Below are 19548 nucleotides of genomic sequence, written 5' to 3' on the forward strand. Positions count from 1 at the left end.
CGCACCGCCCGCATCGCGATGGGCCTCTGCCTCACGGTGACCCTCGTGGGCCTCGCCCTCGGCGCCGGAGGGCTCCCGGACTTCGACGGTCTGGAGGACCTGCCGCTGCCCGGCGGGGCCGACCTCGGCGACCATCCGTACGAGGTGACCGCCGAGTTCCGGGACGTCGTCAGCCTCTTCCCGCACTCCGCGGTGAAGGTCGACGACGTCGAGGTCGGCCGCGTGACCCGGATAGCCCTGGCCCGCGACGGCTGGGCAGCCCGGGTCACCCTCAAGGTCAACGGCGACGTACGCCTGCCGGCCAACGCGTACGCCAACCTCGAACAGTCCAGCGTCCTCGGCGAGAAGTACGTCCAGCTCGTCGCCCCCGACGACATGCGCGCCCGCCCCGACCTCCAGGACACCGGAACCGGTACCGAGGCCTCGTACGCGCACGACCGGGGCCGGCTGCGCGACGGCGCGGTCATCCCCGTCGCCCGCACCAACCGCAACCCCGAGATCGAAGAGGTCTTCGGCGCCCTGTCCATGGTGCTCAGCGGCGGCGGCGTCCAGCAGATCCGCACCATCACCGGCGAACTCAACAAGGCACTCGGCGGCAAGGAAGGCGACGTCCGCTCCCTGCTACGACGGATCGACACCACCGCGAAGAGCCTCGACAAGAACAAGAAGCACATCACGGCCGCACTCGACGGCATGAACCGGCTCTCCACCACCCTCGCCACCCGCGACCGCAAGATCGGCGAGATCCTGCGGGACCTGCCGCCCGGCCTGAAGGTCCTCGGCGAACAGCGCACGTCCCTCGTCACCATGCTGCGCGCCCTGGACTCGCTCTCCGCGGTCGCCGTCGACACCGTCGACCGCACGAAGAACGACCTCGTGGCCGACCTCAAGGCCCTCGCCCCCATCCTGAAGAACCTCGCCGACGCGGGCGCCGACCTGCCCGAATCGCTGCAGGCCATGTTCACCTATCCCTTCACGGACGAGGTGCTCACCGGAGTGAAGGGCGACTACCTCAACGTCTATCTGAAGATCGCCGCGGCCCCCGGCACCGAGATCGTGCCACCGGTCCGCGGGAACGGCGCCGCCACCCGCTCCTCCCTGCCGCTGCCCGCGGTCACCGGAACATCAGGAGGCGACTCCTAGTGCTCACCCTCTCCACCCACCTGAAGAACATCGCCTTCCTCGTCCTCGGCGCGTTCGTCCTCGTCCACATCGCGACGACGTACGCGGATCTCGGCCGGTACGTGGGAGCCCGCGACTACTACACGGTCAGGGTCCAACTCGCTGAGACCGGAGGCCTGTTCACGCACGGCAACGTCACCTATCGGGGCGTCGATGTCGGCCGCGTGGAAGCCGTCGAGCTGACCTCCGACGGCGTCGAGGCCCGCGTCCGCATCAAGGAATCGGCGCCGAGGATCCCCAGCGACCTGGAGGCGAAGGTCGCGAACCTCTCGGCGGTCGGCGAGCAGTACCTCGACCTGAGCCCGCGCACCGACGACGGCCCCTATCTCACCGACGGTTCCGTGGTCCCCCGGGGAGCCACGCGGACTCCGGCACCGGTCACCGACGTACTCACCAGCGTCGACCGGCTCGCCTCCTCCGTGGACACCGCCGCGCTGCGCACCGTCGTCGACGAGCTCGGCAAGAGCTTCGAAGGGCGCGGACAGGACCTGCAGATCCTCATCGACACCGGCAGCGAGTTCGTCCGGGCCGCCGACAAGGCGCTGCCCGCGACCACACGGCTCCTCGTCGACGCCAAGACGGTCCTGCGCACCCAGAACGAACAGTCCGACGCCCTCAAGTCCTTCGCGAGCGGGGCCGCAGCCCTGGCCGACCGGCTCAAGACGTCCGACCCCGACCTGCGCCGCCTCATCGCCATGACACCGGACGCCGCGACCCAGTTCACCGGACTGCTGCGGGACACCGACCCGGCGTTCGGCGTGCTGCTCGCCAACCTCGTCACCACCTCCGAGCTCCTGGTCACCCGCCAGCGCGGCACCCGCGAACTGATGGTGCGCCTGCCGCGGGTCGCCGCCACCGGAGCCACCGCCATCGGCCCCGACGGGGTCCGCTTCGGCATGATCACCAGCTTCTTCAAGCCGCTGCCCTGCACGGACGGGTACGGCGGCACGCGGTACCGCAACGGCCTCGACACGTCACCGGCCCCCACCAACACCGACGCGTCCTGTACCGCGAGCCCACGCAGCGGCCAGAACGTACGCGGCTCCGCCCACGCGCCGCGCGGCGGCGTGCCGACCCCCGCCCGGCCCGGAGCGCCGGTCCTCGGGCGGAGCGGGCCGCCGTCCCACAGCCCGACCGACCTGGGCGGCCTGCTCGGGATGGGGGCGTCATGAGACGACGGACGATGACATGGTCGGTCGCGCTGGTTCTGGGCGCACTGTTCTGCGGCTTCTCGGGATGGACGTACGCACAGACGCGTGCCGACGCCGATCTGACGTACGCCCGCGACCGTGACGCTGCGCTGGACGCCGCCCGCAGACACATCGCCGTACTCAACACGATGGACGGCAAGGACGTGCGGGCCTCGCTGCGGGCCTGGGCACGGGCGGCGGACGGCACGCTCGCCGACGAGCTGCGGCGCACCGGTGACGACAGCGCCAAGGTTCTCGAACAGGAGGGCACCACGACCCGCGCCACGGTCACCGACGCGGCGGTCGTCGCCCTCGACACGCGGGCGGGCACGGCCGAGGTCATCGCCACGGTCCGCGTCGAGATCACCGAACGCTCCGGCAGGTCGACCACCGACCGCAAACGCTTCGAGGCGGGCCTCGACCGCAAGGAGTCGGGCTGGAAACTCGGCTCGCTGACGGCGATACCGGTCGGGACGGTCGTGGCGGAATGAGGATCGGACCAAGGTCACTGAGCCCCGCCCGGACCGCCCTCGCCCTCCTCCTCGCGGCCCTCCTCCTGACCGGCGGCACGTTCCTCGTCCTCACCGCCCGGGCCACGGACACGTCGGCCGCCGACAACCACGCGCTGACCGACGGCGAGCGGACCCGCCGCGTCGTCGCGGACGTCAGCGACGCACTCGCCGGCATCTTCACCTACGCCTCCGACGACCTGGCCGCCACCGAGCGGCGCGCGCACGACGTGCTGCGAGGAAAGGCGGCCGACGACTACCGGGCCCTGTTCGACAGGCTCCGCCGACAGGTCGGAAAGCAGGAGCTGTCGCTCACGAGCCAGGTGGTACGGGCCGGAGCCGTCGAACTCACCGACGACCGCGCGCGGCTCCTGGTCTTCCTCGACCAGCGGGCCCAGCGCAAGAGCGACAAGGCGACCACCGCACCCGCCCAGCTGGCGGTGACCGCACGCCTGGACGGCCGCCGTTGGACGATCACCGACATCAAGGCCCGATAGGGGAGAGGGACATGGCACGTACGACAACGCTCTCGCTCGTCTGCGCGACGGCGGCCGTCGCACTCGGCTTCGCCGGCTGGACGGGCTCGTCCTGGTACGCGGCGGCCCACGACGACTCCGCTCGGTTCGCCGAGGCCCGTGACGACGTCCTCGCGGCCGGAGAGCAGGCCGCCCTGAACCTGAACACCCTCGACCACCGCGACCTGGAACACGGCCTCGACGCCTGGGAGAAGTCCGCCACCGGCGACCTCCTCGACGAACTGCGCGAGGGGAGACCCGAGTTCGAGAAGCAGGTACGCACCGCGCGCACGGTCACCACGGCCGAGGTGCTGTCCGGGGCCGTCACGGAACTGGACGAGCGCGAGGGGCGGGCCGGGGTCCTGATCGCTATACGGATCACGGTCGACCCGCCGAAGAAGAAGCCGAGCACGAAGGAGAGCCGCCTGCTCGGCGAGCTGACCCGTACTCCGGAGGGCTGGAAGCTCAGCGGGCTCGGCCAGGCCCCCGCGGGCGAGGCGGCACCCGCCGACGAGCCGACCGACTGAGGGGGCCGAACCATGCCGACGACACGTCATATGGTCAACAGGCAGCGGCGGTTGACCGCGGCCGAGAGCCGGAGAGTGACTGCGCGGCCGCCCGTGCCGTCGCGAGTCCCGCGCCCGAAACCCCGGAAGCGTACTGCCCGCGCGGCCGCGCGCAGGAGCGTTCCCCGGCCCTTGCTGCTCGCCTCGCTCTCCCTGCTCGCCGTACTGGCCGCGGGCTTCGCGGGCTACGCGCACACCCGGACCGAAGACCTGCGCGACATGCCTGCCGCGCGCAACGCGGCGCTCACCGACACGGCCCGCACCAGCGAGGTCAAGGGCACGGTCGGCCAGGCCGTCGACGCGGTCTTCTCCTACGACCACACGGACCCGCGCCGGACCGACAACGCCGCGGACACGTACCTGACCGGGAAGGCGGTCGGCCAGCACCGGGAGATGCTCGCACGCGTCCGCGCCCAGGGAGAACGCCAGAAGCTCGTCCTCACCACCACCGTCACGCAGAGCGGGGTCGAGGTCATCGACGGCGACAGGGCACGGGTCCTCGTCTTCGCCGACCAGAGCAACACCAGTACCGCCAAGGGGGGTTCGGCCACCCAGGCGGCAGCGATGTTCGCGGTCGACGCGGTCCAGCGGGGCGGGAGCTGGCGGATCGCGAACATCGACACGTTCAACAGATGAGGAGGCAGTCATGCGGAGCTCGAACAACATCAGCACCGGCGTGAGACGGCCGCGGCACACCGCCGCGCTGCTCGCCGCGTCCCTCGGGGTCGTGGGGGCAGTGCTGCTGTCCGGGTGCAGTTCACGTGCCGACGACGACCCGCAGGTCGACTGGGCCTCGGGTGTCTGCGACAGCGTGCAGGACGTGGGATCGGAGCTGCCGCTCCCCGCATCGGACCACAAGGACGCCAAGAAGTACCACGCCGAGGTCGTCACCTTCATGGACGCGCTCGGCCGACGACTCGGCGCGCTGGACAAGAAGATGCGGCACGAGGGCGCACCGCCCGTCGACGGCGGCGACGCCGCGTACGAGAAGGCCCTGGGCAACCTCCGGACCGCCCGCACCAGCCTCGCCGGCGCCACCGCCCGGCTCAAGAAGGCCGATGTCACCGACGAGAAGTCCCTCGAGGCGGCGTTGAAGCGGGCGGGGGAGGGGCTGCGCAAGGCGAGCGCGTACCAGGGCCCCGCGCACGACTTCCGTGCCGACCCCGCGCTCGGGAAGGCCTTCGACAAGGCACCGGAGTGCGCGAACCTGCCGGGCGCGGGTTCCTGACGCCGAGGCGTGTGCCGGCACTGCTACTTCCTGTACGTCAGGTCCATGTCCATGGTGTTGCCGGGGCCCGCGGTGAAGGCGCTGATCATGTCGTTGAGGCCGCCGCAGTCCTTGAGGCCGGGCAGGGTGTACGTGCCCTTGAGCCTGCCGCCCTTGTAGGGCTCGAAGCGGCCCTCGCCGACCAGGTCGACGGCCGCGGGCTGCACCGTCCTGCAGTGCGGTCCGCCGCCGATGGGCAGACCGAACGTACTGACACCGGTGAGCTTCACGTACATCTCGGAGTGCGCCTTGAGGCGGCCCGCCGTGTCGAGCGTTCCCGTCGTTCTGGCGGTCTGCTCGAAGGCGATGTCCGCGGTCGCGGGCAGGAAGCCGAACAGGGTGAGGCGCCCGGTGGTCGGGTCGAGTCTCAGGTCGGCGTCGAAGGTTCCCTTGTCAGGGTCGTAGCGGGTGTCGATGCCGCCGAGCAGCGGCGCGCTGCCGTTGCCCGCCTTGATGAAGGAGCTGCCCTTGATGCCGAAGCTCAGCGGCACCGGCTCCGCCGAACCCGGCTCCACCTGGATGGTGTGGAGCGTCTTGTTCTGGTCCGCGGGGTCGAGCGTGCATTCCGTCTCGAACGTGTCGAGGCCCGTCCTGGCGCCGGCCGCGTCCCGCGGGGTCATCGTCAGGAGCAGGCTGTTGACGTCGATCTTCACGCTGCCGGGCTGCCGGAACGTCAGCGTCGGGGCCTGGCCGGTCGCCGTCACCTCGAAGTCGGCGGGCGGGTCCGGCAGGGGCGTCTTCGGGATGGTGTTGTCGAGGCCGATGTCCAGTGGGCCCTCCGGCGTCCGGACGGTGATGTCGGCCGTGGCGGTCCCTTCGAGGGTGGCGCCGCCGACCGTCCGCAACGCGGTGGCGGCCGCCTTGCTCACCTTGGACACCGAGACGCCCCGGAACGCCGGTATGCGCTCGCCGACCTTCACCTTGGCCGGCAGGTCCGCGGTGATCTCGACCGTGAGCGGATCCTCCTCCATGAGCGGGAACACGCACGTATACGTCTGCTTCAGTGCTACCGGGGCCGCGGCGGCCGGCGGGCCGGAGGTGAGGCCGGTCAGCACGGCGAGCAGTGCCCCGGCAGGAGCGATACGCCGCCGCAGGGCGCGCAATCTCAACACTGCGTCTCCAAGTCTCCAGGTCTTCGAATGGTGCGGGGAACGGTCCGGCCCCCCGCCGGGAAGGGCGAGGGGCCGGGTCGGTTGCGTGCGGCGCTACTGCTTGTAGGTGAGGTCCATGTCGATCGTGTTGCCGGGCCCCGCGGTGAAGGCGCTGATCATGTCGTTGAGCCCGCCGCAGCCCTTGAGCGCGGGCAGGGTGTACGTGCCCTTGAGCTTGCCGCCCTTGTAGGGCTGGAAGCGGCCCTCGCTGGCCAGGTCGATCTTGGCGGGCGTGCCGGTCCTGCACTCCGGGCCGCCGCCGATCGGTATGCCGAAGACGTTGACGCTTCCGAGCTTGACGTACATCTCGGACTGTGACTTGAGGGCGCCGGCCGTGTCCAGCGTCCCGGTGGTCTTGCCGGTCTGCTCGAAGGCGATGTCCGCGGTCGTGGGCAGGAAGCCCATGATGGTGAACTGGCCCTTGGTCGGGTTCAGCTTCAGGTCGGCGTCGAAAGTGCCCTTGCTCAGGTCGTAGCGGGTGTCGATGCCGCCGGTGAGCGGGGTGCTGCCGTTGGCGGCCTTGATGACCGACGTGCCCTTGATGTCGAAGTTGAGCTTCACCGGGTCATTGCCGGGCGGGTCGGTGGGCGGGTCCGTCGGAGGGTCCGTGGGCGGGTCGGTCGGGGGATCGGTGGGCGGATCGGTCGGCGGGTCCGTGGGATCGGTGCCGCCGCTGCCGATGGTCATCGTGTGGAGCGTGGTGGGCTGGCCCGCGTCCATGGTGCAGTCGGCGGTGAACTCGTCGCCGTTGGGCGGCAGTTGTACGGGCTTGCCGTCCGCGTCCCGGGCGATCATGTTGTGCAGCTTGAGGCCCTTCACATCGAACTTGGCCGTGCCCTCCTTCTCCCACGTCAGGAGGCCGCCGGGCGACTTGCCGCTGGCGATGACGTTGAACGCCGCCGCCGGGTTGGGGATGTTCGCCTTGGCGACCGTGTTGACGACCTTGATGGGCAGGTTGCCGGTGCCGCCGGGCAGGGTCACGTTCACATCGGCGGTGGCCTTGCCCTCCAACGTGACCGCCCCGAGCACGCCGAGACCTTGGGCGGCGCGCTGACTCACCTTGGTGACGGCCTTGATGTCGTACTCGGGGACCGTCTCGCCGACCTTCATGGTGGCGGGCATGTCGGCGCTGATCTCGACTTCGATCGGATCGTTGTTGATGATCGGGAACTTGCAGGTGTACTTCTGCGTGAGCTTCACCGGGTCGGCGGAGGCGGTACCGCCTCCCAGACTCACCAGACCGGTGACGAGGCCGGCGGCCGCCACCGCGCTCAGGGCAGTGCGTGCCCTGACGTGTCTCTTGTGCGCTCCCATGAGCTACCTCTCGGGCTACGTGAATGGGCACGGACGAACGTCGGTGCCTTCTCTCGGTGCCATCTGTCGGTGTGTCACCTCCGCGATTCCGGACTCGCCGGCCCAGCCGTCCGGGATGAGCGAAGAGGGGAAATCCGCCGCCGTGAATGTGAGGGAGTGTGCCTGCCGAATTGCTTCAGGCGATACGGCGGTGTTTCGGCTACGCAAACTACTGATGGGTAGCTGGGCGGTCAAGGTCTCCTCCCGCCTGATTCCCGCCCGGCTCGGAAGGGGGTCTGCTGCCCGGAACTTTTGTGGCGGTGGTGAGTACGCGATGGTGCGCGGATGACAAATTGCGGGCGACGTGCCCCCGTACCGCACCGATCTGCGCCGATCAGGTTGACGGTCCCCCTACCTGTCAGTAGTCATTGCTCGATTGTGCCGAATCTCAGAATGGGGGCCACGTATGGGAGAGCGCATGCGAGATCGGATACGAGACCGCGCGGGAGACGGAGAGCCGCCGGGGAACGCGACTTCACGACTGGTGTGGGGGTCCGCCCTTGCCGGGGCCTCCGCGGCACTGCTCGCGCTGACCGCCGGCGGCGGCAGCGCGTCGGCGGATCCCGTGTCGCTCACGCAGAAGTACACCTGCAAGTTCCCGATCATCAACAACGATCCGATCGAGGCCGCGATCACCACGGACATGCCCGCCACCATGAAGGTCGGCGAGACGGTCCCCGAGTACGACATCAAGGCGGTCACGAAGGTCAGCGCGCGGGCCGCGCAGGGCCTCGGGGTGCTCGGGGCGGTCACGCTGGAGGGCAAGGCGACCGCGGACGTGGTGGTGACCCAGCCCGGCGGCGACGGCAACCTGCCCATCAAGGTCGTCAACACGGTCGCCAAGGCGAACATCCCCAACCCCGCGGCGCCGTTCGAGGTGACGGCGACGGGCAAGTCGCCCGGCGGTCTGCTGACGTGGGGCAAGGCGGGCGAGGCGGCCTTCGACGTGAAGGGCCTCAAACTGCACAACATGATCGCCCGCGACGCGGACGGCAAGCCGGTCCAGCTCCCGCCCAACGGCGACGAGTTCACGGCGGACTGCACCCTCGACGCCGGTCAGAAGACGCTTCTGCACAAGATGACGATCACGGGCGGCGGCGGCCAGGACCCGACGGACCCGCCCACGGACCCCCCGACCGACCCGCCCACCGACCCTCCGACCGATCCGCCCACGGACCCGCCGACCGACCCCTCCGACCCGGGCGACCCCACGGACCCGACCGATCCGGCCGGCTCCGGCGGCATCCCCGCGAGCGATGGCGGGACCACGACCGGTGGCTCCGGTTCCTCGGGCTCCGACGTGAACACCCAGCTGACGAGCGGCTCGGGCGGTCTCGCCGCGACCGGCACGTCCGGCATCGGCCTGATGCTGGCGGCGGCGGGCGGACTCGGCGCCGCGGGCATAGCGGCCTTCCACTACCTGCCGCAGCGCATCAGGAGGGGCGGGCAGGCGGCCTCCTGACGGGCGGACCGCCCGAACCTGGCCGTCCTGCTTCCTGTCGCGTCAATCCGGTGCGGTGGTGCGGGCCCTGCGGCGCCGCACCACCACGCCGACGACGAGGAAGGCCACCACCAGGACGAGCGCCACGAGCACGCTCCAGTTCACCGTGCGGTACCCCGTGCTGCCGCTCGCCACCAGCTCACCGGCCTTGTCGCTCGCGGTCAGCTCGACGCTGCCCCAGTCCAGCGGAGGCGGCCCGGCCCACTTCTGTGTGATCCGCACGCGTTGGCCCGGCATCAGCTCGGCAGGCAGCTTGTTGCCCGCGCTGTCGAAGGACGTCCGGCCGAAGAGCCCCTTGGCCTTGAGGTCGACCCTCGGTTCGAGCAGCACGTTGCCGCTGTTCACGAGCGTGTAGGTGACGGTGGCGTCCTTGCCGAGACCGGGCAGCGGCGGCACCTCGTAGTCGAACCGTACGTCCCGCACGCTCAGGCCCGGCGCCCGCTCGCCCCTCACCCGCAGATAGACCCGCGCGCCGACCGCCTGCCGGATGCCGACGCCCGTGCCCTCGGCGCGGGCGACGCGCTTGTCCAGAGCGATGATGGCACCGGGATGGTCACCGGGCGGTGCGGTGCGGGGCAGCGCGATGGTGAAGGGCACGGTCGCCTTGCCGCGGGCGGGGACGGTGACCTCCGACCGCGTGAGCCGCGCCCAGGCCCCGACGGACCGCTGCTTCTCGCTCCGCTCGCGCACCGCGAAGCCGCCGTCGCGTGGGGTGTTGTAGGCGTCCGCCGCGTACAGCACGAACGTCACCGGCTCCGCGGCGAGATTGGAGACGGTGACCTTGTCGCGCAGGGTGCGCCCCGGATCGGCCTTCATCCGGAAGTACGCGCGGTGGTCGCCGCCTTTGCGGGCGGCGGGGAAGACGGACCACCGGCCGTTGTCCGCGGCGTACGCGTCCGGTGGCCGGCCCGCGGTGAGCAGGCCGAGCGCCAGGACGAGCACGGCGAGGAGCGCGGCGGCGCGTCTGCGGCGCTGGGGGTGTGTGGGGTGCGTGGACTGCGTACGGACGGCATTCATGCGGCCCCCTGAGAGAGAAGAGAGGTGGACCGGCCGTCGCACAACGGCCGGTCCACGGGGTGAAGCGGGTGGGTCAGGTCAGCGTCAGCGTGAGCACGGACGCGTACTCACCTGCCGCCGCGGTCGCCGGTACGTCGAGCGCGAGACCCGCGCCGACCGTGAACTCGCCGCCGGTCCGCGCCGCGTCGGGCGCGCTCGCCAGCGTGGCGCCCGCCGTGCCGACCGGCCCCTTCGAGCCCGGCACGCACGTGCTCGCCGATCCGGCCGCCGTCGCACAGGACGGCGTCCAGCCGAGCTTGTCCGCGCCGATGGTGCCGGCGCTGCCCGTGAAGTCGGTGACCTTCCCGGTGAGCGACCAGCCGGTGGCGCCGTTGCGGGCGTCCTTGACGGTCACCTTCTGCAGGTCGCCGGTCGAGCTGCCGCCCGCGCCCTCCTCGACCGGTGACAGCGCGACGGTGTCGCCCGCCTGAGTCATGGTGAGCTGACCGCCGCCCTGCTTGGGCGTGACCTTGGTGTTCACGTTCTGCTTGCCGGTCGTGGGGCCGGGGCCGGGATCGGTGCCGCCGCCCTTGATCTCCATGGTGTGCAGGAGCGTGCCCTGGCCCGCGTCGAGCGTGCAGGTGGCCTCGAACTCGTCGCCGAACGGCGGGAGCTGGACCGGCGCGCCGGACGCGTCCCGGGCGATCATGTTGTGCAGTTTGAGGCCCTTGACGTCGAACTTGGCGGTGCCGGGCTTGGCCCAGGTCAGCAGGGAGCCGGGCGACTTGCCGGTCGCGTTGACCTCGAACGCCGCGGCCGGGTTGGGGATGTTGGCCTTGGCGACGTTGTTGACCACCTTGATCGGCAGGGTGCCGTCGCCGCCGGGCAGCGTGACGACCACGTCCGCCGTGGCCTTGCCCTCCAGAGTGACCGCGCCCATGACGCCGAGGCCTTGGGCGGCCCGCGCGCTGACCTTGGTGACGGCCTTGATGTCGTACTCGGGGACCGTCTCGCCCACGTTCATGGTGGCGGGCATGTCCGAGGAGATGTGAATCTCGATCGGGTCGTTGTTGATGATCGGGAACTTGCACGTGTACTTCTGGTCCAGCTGCACCGGGGCGGCGGTGGCGACGCCGGGCGTGAGGGTGACCAGACCGGCGACGAGTCCCGCGGTCGCGACGGTACACAGGGCGCCGCGCACCCCGTTTCTTTTTCGATGAGCTCTCATGAGCTGCCTCTCGTACTGCGTGAAGGAGCAGAACGGGTGAAGGAAGAATGGCCGTACATGTCGTTATCTTCGCCAGATACGGCTCTGTTTCGGATCGGTAAACTACTGACGGGTAGTTGGACGGTCAAGATGTGGATTACCCGCAGAATTCAGTTGCCGGGATTCGAGGGCGCCTTCATCCGCGGATGAGTAATTGAGCTCCCGGACTTGTGCGCCGGTGCGTAATTCTCCGAGGTGCGTCCTCGTGACAACTGGGCCCGGATCCTTGCTCACCGCCCAACAGATCTCCGGTGCGCGGCGAAACAGCTCTTGACCTGTTTCTCGCGGCGCCACTAGCTTCCGCACTCGGCTCGATCGTCAATTCAACGCAATTGCCTGTGTCGCCGAGCGGTCGGAGTGCGCATGCTGTCTTCTGAGGAAAACCTGGACGCGGTCCTCGGGGTGAGCCCTTTCGGTCGCCCGGACGCCCGTCTGGTGAGCGCGGTGTGCCGGGCGGGCGGCCTCGGCATCCTCGACCTCGGGACGGGCGACCGGCACGCACGCGAGGAACTCGCCCGACTCTGCCGCTGGGAACCCGAACGCTTCGGCGTGCGGGTGGGCGCCCGCTGCGGACTGCGCCCCGCGGACCTGGACACCCTGCCGCCGGGCCGCCCGCACACGGTGCTGCTGGGCCTGGGCTCGGCCTGGCCGACCGGCGAACTCAGCGGCTACTACTGGGTCCTGGTCGAGGTCGCCGACCACGAGGAGGCGGTCCGGGCGGTGGCGGACGGGGCGGATGGTCTCGTCGTGTGCGGGAGCGAGGGCGGCGCGCGGGGTGCGGGTGGGGCGGGGGCCGTCGGGGGTGTGAGAGGCGAAGGTGCGGGTGCCCGGGACCTGAGCGGCGGGGGCCTGAGTACCTTCGTTCTTCTGCAGCGGATCCTCGCGGACCCCGACCTGCCGGTGCCCGTCTGGGCGTGCGGCGGCATCGGCCCCCGCACCGCCGCGGCCGCCGTGCTGGGCGGCGCGGCCGGTGTCGTCCTCGACACGCAACTCGCTCTCCTCGCCGAATCCGGCCTGCCCGAACGCGATCGGGCCGTGCTCGCGGCGATGGACGGCGGCGGGACGGCCGCCGGTGGCGGCGGACGGCTCCCGCGTCGCGGACAGGCTGCTCCGGAGCGGGAGCTGCCCGTCGGCGAGGACGGATTTCTCGCCGCCCGGTTCGCCGCCCGCTGGGGTACGGCGGCGGAGACGGTACGTGGGATACGTACCGCCATCGCGCAGGCAGCGGCACCTCCAGCACCTGTCTCCCGCCCCGCGGGCACCGGACTGCCCGTCGCACAGGGTCCGATGACCAGGGTCAGCGACTGCCCGGAGTTCGCCGCGGCAGTCGCCGACGAGGGCGGACTGCCGTTCCTGGCGCTGGCTCTCGCGGACGGCGACCAGACCCGCGCCCTCCTCGCCGCCACCCGCGCCGAACTGCGCGACCGTCCCTGGGGCGTCGGCATACTCGGCTTCGCCGACGAGGGAATCCGCGCGGCCCAGCTCGCGGCGGTACGGGAGGCCCGGCCCACCCACGCCGTCATCGCGGGCGGCAGACCCGGACAGGCCGCCGAACTGGAGGCCGCCGGTATACGGACCTTCCTGCACGTCCCGTCGCCGGTGCTGCTGCGGCAGTATCTGGCCGCCGGGGCCCGCAGGTTCGTGTTCGAGGGCTCCGAGTGCGGCGGGCACGTGGGGCCGCTCGCCTCCTTCCCGCTGTGGGAGGCGCAGTTGGCCGTGCTGGAGGAGTACGCGGACGGCGACCCCGAGGTGCTCGCGCAGGTCCAGGTGATGTTCGCCGGAGGCATCCACGACGCGCGGTCCTCCGCGATGGTCACGGCCCTTGCCGCACCGCTCGCCGCCCGCGGCATGGCCGTCGGCGTGCTCATGGGCACCGCGTACCTCTTCACCCGGGAGGCGGTCGCCCTCGGCGCCGTACAGCCGGGCTTCCAGCGCCAGGTCGCCGCGGCGGACGCGTCGGCACTCCTGCGTACCGCGCCCGGACACGCCACCCGCTGCGTGCCGAGCCCCTTCACCGCGGCGTTCGCCGCGGAGGAGGAACGGCTGCGGGAGCAAGGCGTGGCGCCGGAGCGGAGGTGGGCACAGCTGGAACGTCTGAACCTGGGCCGGCTGCGTATCGCCAGCAAAGGCGTCGAGCGCCGCGACGGCGAGCTGCTCCCCGCCGATGAGCGGCGCCAGCTGGCCGCCGGAATGTTCATGGCGGGACAGGTGTCCGTGCTGCGTAGGCGACCGACCACGATCCGCGCACTGCACGCCGAAGTGGTGGCGGGGGCCGAGGAGTTCCTGGCCGAGCGGAGGACGGCCCTGCGCCTGCGTTTCCCGCTTCCGGCGCCGCCGCCCACCACGGAGACCGCGGCCCCCGAGCCGCTTGACGTCGCCATCGTCGGCATGGCCTGCATGTTCCCGCAGGCGGACGGCCTCGACGCCTACTGGGCGCAGATCCTCGAAGGGACCGACGCCGTCACCGAAGTCCCCGCCGACCGCTGGGACCCGGCGGTCCACCACGGCACCGACGACGACCGCACGCCCTCGCGCTGGGGCGGCTTCCTGCCGCGGATCCCCTTCGACCCGCTGGCCCACGGCATTCCGCCCGCCTCGCTCGGCGCCATCGAACCCGTCCAGCTCCTCACCCTCGAAGCGGCTCGGCGTGCGCTTGAGGACGCGGGATATGCGGGTCACGCGGGCCATGCGGGCCGCCCGGGACACGCAGGCCGCGCGGGCCGGGCCTTCGACCGCTCCCGTCCCTTCGACCGCTCCCGCCCCTTCGACCGTTCCCGCGCCTCGGTCATCTTCGGCGCGGAGGCGGGCAGCGACCTCGCCCACGCCACCACCCTGCGCACGGTCCTCCCCTCCTACCTCGACTCCGTGCCCGAAGCCCTGGCCGAACAGTTGCCCCGCCTCACCGAGGACTCGTTCCCCGGGATGCTCGCCAACGTCATCTCCGGCCGCATCGCCAACCGACTCGACCTCGGCGGCGCCAACTACACGGTCGACGCGGCCTGCGCGTCCTCGCTGGCCGCCGTCGACGCCGCCTGCAAGGAACTCGTCCACGGCACCAGCGACCTGGTGCTCTGCGGCGGCGCAGACCTGCACAACGGGATCAACGACTACCTGCTCTTCGCCTCCGTGGGCGCGATGTCGCCGACCGGCCGCTGCCGTACGTTCGACGCGGACGCCGACGGCATCGCGCTCGGAGAGGGCGTGGCCTGCGTGGTGCTCAAGCGGCTCGCCGACGCCGAACGCGACGGCGACCGTGTCTACGCCGTGATCAGGGGGGTGGGCCGCTCCAGCGACGGGCGCTCGCTCGGCCTCACCGCGCCCGGCCCGGCGGGGCAGCGCGCCGCACTGGAACGCGCCTACGCCCAGGCCCGCGTCTCGCCGGCCGAGGTCGGACTGATCGAGGCGCACGGGACCGGCACGGTCGTCGGTGACCGCACCGAACTGACGGTGCTGACCGAGGTGTTCGCGGAAGCGGGCGCGGAGACGGGCAGGTGTGCGCTCGGCTCCGTCAAGTCCCAGATCGGGCACACGAAGTGCGCGGCGGGTCTGGCGGGTCTGATCAAGACCGCGCTGGCCCTGCACACGGGTGTCCTGCCGCCGACGCGCCAGCTGACCCGCCCCAACCCGGCCTGGGACCGGCACACGAGCCCCTTCGTCTTCCATGCGGAGGCCCGCCCGTGGGCGACGGAACCCGCCGAACGCCGCGCCGGGGTCAGCGCGTTCGGCTTCGGCGGCACGAATTTCCATGTGGTCCTGCGCGCCCACGAAGGCGGGGCGCCCCCGCCGCACGGGCACGCGCACTGGCCCGCTGAGTTGTTCACCTTCCGCGGTGACGACGAGGACGCGGCGGCCCGCGAAGTCCGGTGGCTGCTCGACCTGATCGAAGACCGCCCGGTCACGCCACGCCTGCGGGACCTGGCGGCCACGACTGCCCGGCGTGCCGCGCGACGCCCAGGTCCGGTACGTATCGCTGTCGTCGCGCGAGAAGTGGACGACCTGCCGGGGTTGCTGCGGAGAGCGATGGCGGGGGAGGACGATCCGGCGGCGGGGATCTTCGTCGCGGGGATGCGGGGGAGCGGCGGTGGGGTCGGAGGCGGTGTCGACGGCGGTGGTGGAGGTGGAGTTGGTGGAGGTGGAGGTGGAGGCCGTGTCGCCTTCCTCTTCCCCGGCCAGGGCAGCCAACGCCCCGGTATGAGCGGGGAACTCCTCATCGCCTTCCCCGAGACACAGCAGCACCTGCGCCTCGGCTCCGCCTGCGCTGCCGCGCTCTACCCGCCCGCCGGCTTCACCCCCGACGCGGACGAACGCCGGCGCGCCGGGCTCACGGACACCCGCAATGCCCAACCGGCCCTGGGCATTGCGGGCCTCGCCACCGCAGACCTGCTCGCCCGCGCGGGAGTGCGCCCGGACCTGGCCGCGGGCCACTCCTACGGCGAACTGGTCGCCCTGTGCGCGGCGGGCGCCTTCACACCGGAGGCACTGGCCACGCTGAGCACCCGCCGCGCCGAGGCGATCCTCGATGCGACGGGCGAGGACGCGGGCGCCATGGCGGCGGTGGGTACGGACGCGACCACGACCTCGGCGGTGCTGCGGGGAGTGGGACTCGGGCTGGACGGCGGGGCCGGTCGCGTCGTGTTGGCCAATCTCAACGCGCCGGACCAGTGCGTCGTCTCTGGCCCGGCCGACGCCGTACGGGCCGCGGTGACTGCCCTCGGCGATGCCGGGCACGGCGCCAAGTTGCTGCCCGTCGCCTGCGCCTTCCACAGCCCGCTCGTCGCGAACGCGGGCCCCGTCTTCGGCGAGGCCCTCGCGGAAGTGACCGTGCGGGAACCGGAGTTCCCGGTGTGGGCGAACGCCACCGCCGCCCCCTACCCGTACTCACCCGAAGCCATCAAGGCCGGGCTCGCCGCGCAGATCGCCTCGCCCGTCCGGTTCGCCGAGCAGATCGAGGCGATGTACGAGGCCGGGGCGAGGATCTTCGTCGAGGTGGGGCCCGGGCGCGTACTGAGCACCCTGGTCCGCCGGATCCTCGGCGACGACCGCCCGTACCGGACGATTCCCACCGAACCGCACGCTGGTGCCGGACTGCCCGGCTTTCTTGCCGCCCTCGCCCGACTCGCGGTCGAAGGCGTGCCCGTGGACACGGGGTGGCTGTTCCAGGGCCGCGCCACGACCGACCTGGAGGAGTCCGTACCGGAGGCACCGGCGGGCTGGACCGTCGACGGTCACCTGGTCCGGGACGCCTCGGGCGAGCCGTTGCCGGGCGGGTTGCGGCCGGCCCGACGTATCTCTCTGGAGGCGGATGTGTCCGAGGCGGCGCGAGGGGACCGGGACGAGCTGCTGACCGAGTTCCTGCGGGGGACGCGGGAGATGGTGGCGGCTCAGCGTGAGGTGCTGCTGGCCTACTTCGGGGCGTTCCCGTCCCCTGAGGCGGGGGTGGCGGAGGGGGCCCCACGAGATCCGGCGCCCGTACGCGTGTCCAGGCCCGAACCAGAGGCCACGCCCACGCCCGTACCCGTACCCATGCCTGCGCCGCCGGAGCCCGCGGGCGGTACCGACCTGCTCGACGCCGTCCTGCGGATCATCAGCGGCCGCACGGGCTACCCGGCGGACATGATCGAGCCCGACCTCGACCTGGAGGCCGACCTCGGCATCGACTCCATCAAGCGCACCGAGATCGCCGGGGAACTGGCGGGGCTGGTGGGTGGGGGAGCGGACGCGGTGGACCTCGGCGACCACGCACTCGAAGCGCTGTCCCGGGCGCGTACGGCGGAGGCGATCACGCGGTGGCTGGAGGCGAGGCGGGAGGCGCCGCAGGGTGCGGGTGGGTTGGCGGCGCGCCCGGAGGAGGCGCAGGGCGACGGCCTGCTCGGGACGGCGCCCAAGCGGTACGTGATGGGTCGGGTGCCGCTGGGACCGCCACCGCTCGGAGCGGCGAACCTGGACCTGACCGGCAAGCGGTTCGCGGTGGTGGGCGGCGCGGCGAGCGGGGGGCGGGCTGACGCAGGGACTGAAGCGGGCAGCATGGCGCACTCGGTGGCGGCCGAGCTTCGGCGACGAGGGGCGGAGGTCGTCCTCCTCGCCGGGGACTGTGAGCTGCCCGAGGCCATACGCGGATCGGGTGACGGCACGAGCGGCACGGAGCCGGACCAGGCGGGGGTGGACGGCCTCATCCACGTCGGCGCCCTGACCGAAGACGCCCGACCCGCACTCCCGTCCGCATTCCCCGCCTACGCCGCCGCGCTGGCCCGGCGACCGGCCTGGCTGGTCGGCGTCTGCCCGGCCACCGGTGCCGCGGGGGCCGGGCTGCCCGGCCTGTTCCGCACCGCGGCGCGTGAGCACCCCGCCACCAACATCCGCCTGGTACGCCTGACCGAATGGCCCGCGGGGCCCGCAGGGCCCGATGGGCCTGCTGGACCTGATGGACCCGCAGGTCCGGCGGAACCGGCGGAATCCGTAGCACCCGCTGGACCCGCTGAACCCGCAGGACGCGCAGAGCCCAATGGGCTTGCTGGACCCGCAGGACGCGCAGAGCCCAATGGACTTGCTGGACCCGCAGGGCCCGCAGGGCCGGCGGAGCCCGCGGAATTCATAGCACCCGCAGGACCGGCAGGATCGGCGGAGCCCGCTGGACCCGCTGAACCCGCAGGACGCGCAGAGCCCAATGGGCTTGCTGGACCCGCAGGGCCCGCAGGACGCGCAGGGCCCAATGGACTTGCTGGACCCGATAGCCCCGCAGGGCCGGTGGAGCCCGTAGCTCGCGCTGGGCTCGCAGGACCGGCGGAACCCATATCACCCGCAGGACTCGCAGGTCCGGCGGAACCCGTATCACCCGCAGGACTCGCAGGTCCGGCGGAACCCGTATCGCCCGCAGGATCCGCTGGACCCGCAGCACCCGCAGGGTCCACGGCACCCGCAGGGCCCACGGCACCCACCGGGCCCACGGCACCCCCAGAGCCCGCAACACCCCCGCCATCCCCACCACCCTCACTCACCGAACTCGCCCGCGCCCTGGTAACCGAGCTGGCCGACCCCCGCCCCGAACCCGTCGTCGATCACACCCCCGAAGGTCGTTTCGCGCCGCGTGCCGAGCCGGCGCCCCTGGGGCCTTCCGCGCACCGCGGCGCGGGCCCCGGGGGAGGCGACGGCCGTGCCGAGGCGCTGGCCTGTGGGCTCACGCCCGAGTCGGTCGTGGTCCTCGCCGGAGGAGGCCGCGGTATCACCGCCCGCTTTGCCCTGGCCCTGGCCACCGCCGCCCGCTGCCGCGTCGAACTCCTCGGCCGTACCCCGCTCCCCGACGTCCCCGAAGACAAGGCCACGGCCGCCGCCCGGGACCGCGCCGCGCTGCGGGCGGCCCTCGCCGCGCAGGGCGGCCGGACCCCGGCCGAGGTCGACCGAGCCGCCGGAATCGTCCTCGCCCAGCGCGAAGTCGGAGCCACCCTCCGCGAGTTGGGGCGGCTCGGCAGTCCCGCCCGCTACCACGTCACCGATCTGCGCGACCCGGACGCCGTCGACCGCGCCCTGAAGGAGGTCATGGCCGAGTACGGGCGGATCGACGGGATCGTCGGCGGCGCGGGCGTCATCGAGGACCGGCTGATGGCCGACAAGGACGCCGCGTCGTTCGACCGTGTGTACGGCACCAAGGTGGACGGAGCCCGCCACCTCCTCGACGCGACCGCCGCCGCCCTCGTCGGCGACCAACGCCCGTTGTTCGCCGTGCTGTTCGGCAGCGTCTCCGCAGTCCTCGGCAACCGCGGCCAGTGCGACTACGCCGCCGCCAACGACGCCCTGGAAAGCCTCGGTGCGGCTTGGTCCGCCCGTACGGGCAACCGCGCGCTCACCGTCCACTGGGGCCCCTGGGCTCCGACGGGCAGCCACGCCGGAATGGTCACCCCGGAGCTCGGCCGCGACTACGCCCGCCGCGGCGTCGGCCTCATCGACCCGGACGAAGGAGTCCTCGCCCTGCTCCGCGAGCTCGCCTGGGGCGACCCCGCCGCGACGTCCGTCGTCCTCACCGCGTCGGCCCTGTGAGGACGGCAGCGGTGGGGACG

13 protein-coding genes are annotated in these 19548 nt (G+C 72.1%); 9 read left to right on the top strand and 4 right to left on the bottom strand.

Annotated features, from left to right (window positions below; all coding sequences use genetic code 11):
* The first annotated feature begins 18 nt into the window (after positions 1-18).
* The 7 genes from DEJ49_RS34825 (at position 19) to DEJ49_RS34855 (ending at position 5190) form a co-directional block, all read left to right on the top strand.
* Positions 19-1143 (top strand): MlaD family protein, encoded by a 1125-nt coding sequence (locus DEJ49_RS34825; protein WP_150188688.1) that lies wholly within the window; start codon positions 19-21, stop codon positions 1141-1143.
* Complete coding sequence (locus DEJ49_RS34830) at positions 1143-2354, top strand: MCE family protein (protein WP_150187796.1); 1212 nt, start codon at positions 1143-1145, stop codon at positions 2352-2354. Before DEJ49_RS34825 ends, DEJ49_RS34830 begins: the two co-directional genes overlap by 1 nt.
* The gene (locus DEJ49_RS34835) at positions 2351-2863 is read left to right on the top strand and encodes a hypothetical protein (protein WP_150187797.1); all 513 of its coding nucleotides are present in this window, start codon (positions 2351-2353) and stop codon (positions 2861-2863) included. Before DEJ49_RS34830 ends, DEJ49_RS34835 begins: the two co-directional genes overlap by 4 nt.
* Complete coding sequence (locus tag DEJ49_RS34840; protein ID WP_150187798.1) at positions 2860-3378, top strand: hypothetical protein; 519 nt, start codon at positions 2860-2862, stop codon at positions 3376-3378. The genes DEJ49_RS34835 and DEJ49_RS34840 overlap by 4 nt, the downstream gene beginning before the upstream one ends.
* Before the next feature lie 11 nt (positions 3379-3389).
* Positions 3390-3923 carry a hypothetical protein gene (locus tag DEJ49_RS34845; protein WP_150187799.1) on the top strand — a complete coding sequence of 178 codons (534 nt, stop codon included), beginning with the start codon at positions 3390-3392 and terminating at the stop codon, positions 3921-3923.
* 171 nt (positions 3924-4094) lie between these two features.
* Entirely contained in the window at positions 4095-4598 is a 504-nt protein-coding gene (locus DEJ49_RS34850) for a hypothetical protein (RefSeq protein ID WP_317850478.1), read from the top strand.
* Positions 4599-4608: 10 nt separating this feature from the next.
* Positions 4609-5190 carry a hypothetical protein gene (locus DEJ49_RS34855; RefSeq protein ID WP_150187801.1) on the top strand — a complete coding sequence of 194 codons (582 nt, stop codon included), beginning with the start codon at positions 4609-4611 and terminating at the stop codon, positions 5188-5190.
* 23 nt (positions 5191-5213) lie between these two features.
* Here DEJ49_RS34855 and DEJ49_RS34860 read toward each other — a convergent pair whose 3' ends face one another.
* Positions 5214-6338: a DUF6801 domain-containing protein gene (locus DEJ49_RS34860; protein WP_150187802.1), complete on the bottom strand. Its 1125-nt coding sequence runs from the start codon at positions 6336-6338 to the stop codon at positions 5214-5216.
* A 96-nt stretch (positions 6339-6434) separates the two neighbouring features.
* A complete protein-coding gene (locus tag DEJ49_RS36200; RefSeq protein WP_190329551.1) occupies positions 6435-7646 on the bottom strand; it encodes a DUF6801 domain-containing protein in 1212 nt (403 codons plus the stop codon).
* Positions 7647-8217: 571 nt separating this feature from the next.
* Here DEJ49_RS36200 and DEJ49_RS34870 point away from each other — a divergent pair.
* Entirely contained in the window at positions 8218-9195 is a 978-nt protein-coding gene (locus tag DEJ49_RS34870) for a DUF6801 domain-containing protein (protein WP_190329697.1), read from the top strand.
* Positions 9196-9237: 42 nt separating this feature from the next.
* Here the strand turns inward: DEJ49_RS34870 and DEJ49_RS34875 are convergent, their stop codons facing one another.
* Together DEJ49_RS34875 and DEJ49_RS36205 are read right to left on the bottom strand one after the other, a co-directional pair.
* Positions 9238-10251, bottom strand: a complete 1014-nt coding sequence (locus DEJ49_RS34875) for a WxL protein peptidoglycan domain-containing protein (RefSeq protein WP_150187804.1) — start codon at positions 10249-10251, stop codon at positions 9238-9240.
* A 73-nt stretch (positions 10252-10324) separates the two neighbouring features.
* Positions 10325-11431 (bottom strand): DUF6801 domain-containing protein, encoded by a 1107-nt coding sequence (locus DEJ49_RS36205; protein ID WP_190329552.1) that lies wholly within the window; start codon positions 11429-11431, stop codon positions 10325-10327.
* Between the two features lie 429 nt (positions 11432-11860).
* Between DEJ49_RS36205 and DEJ49_RS34885 the strand changes: the two genes are divergently transcribed.
* Positions 11861-19528 carry a type I polyketide synthase gene (locus DEJ49_RS34885; protein ID WP_150187805.1) on the top strand — a complete coding sequence of 2556 codons (7668 nt, stop codon included), beginning with the start codon at positions 11861-11863 and terminating at the stop codon, positions 19526-19528.
* Positions 19529-19548: the final 20 nt, after the last annotated feature.

This window comes from Streptomyces venezuelae, from assembly GCF_008642335.1.
GTDB lineage: Bacteria > Actinomycetota > Actinomycetes > Streptomycetales > Streptomycetaceae > Streptomyces > Streptomyces venezuelae_F.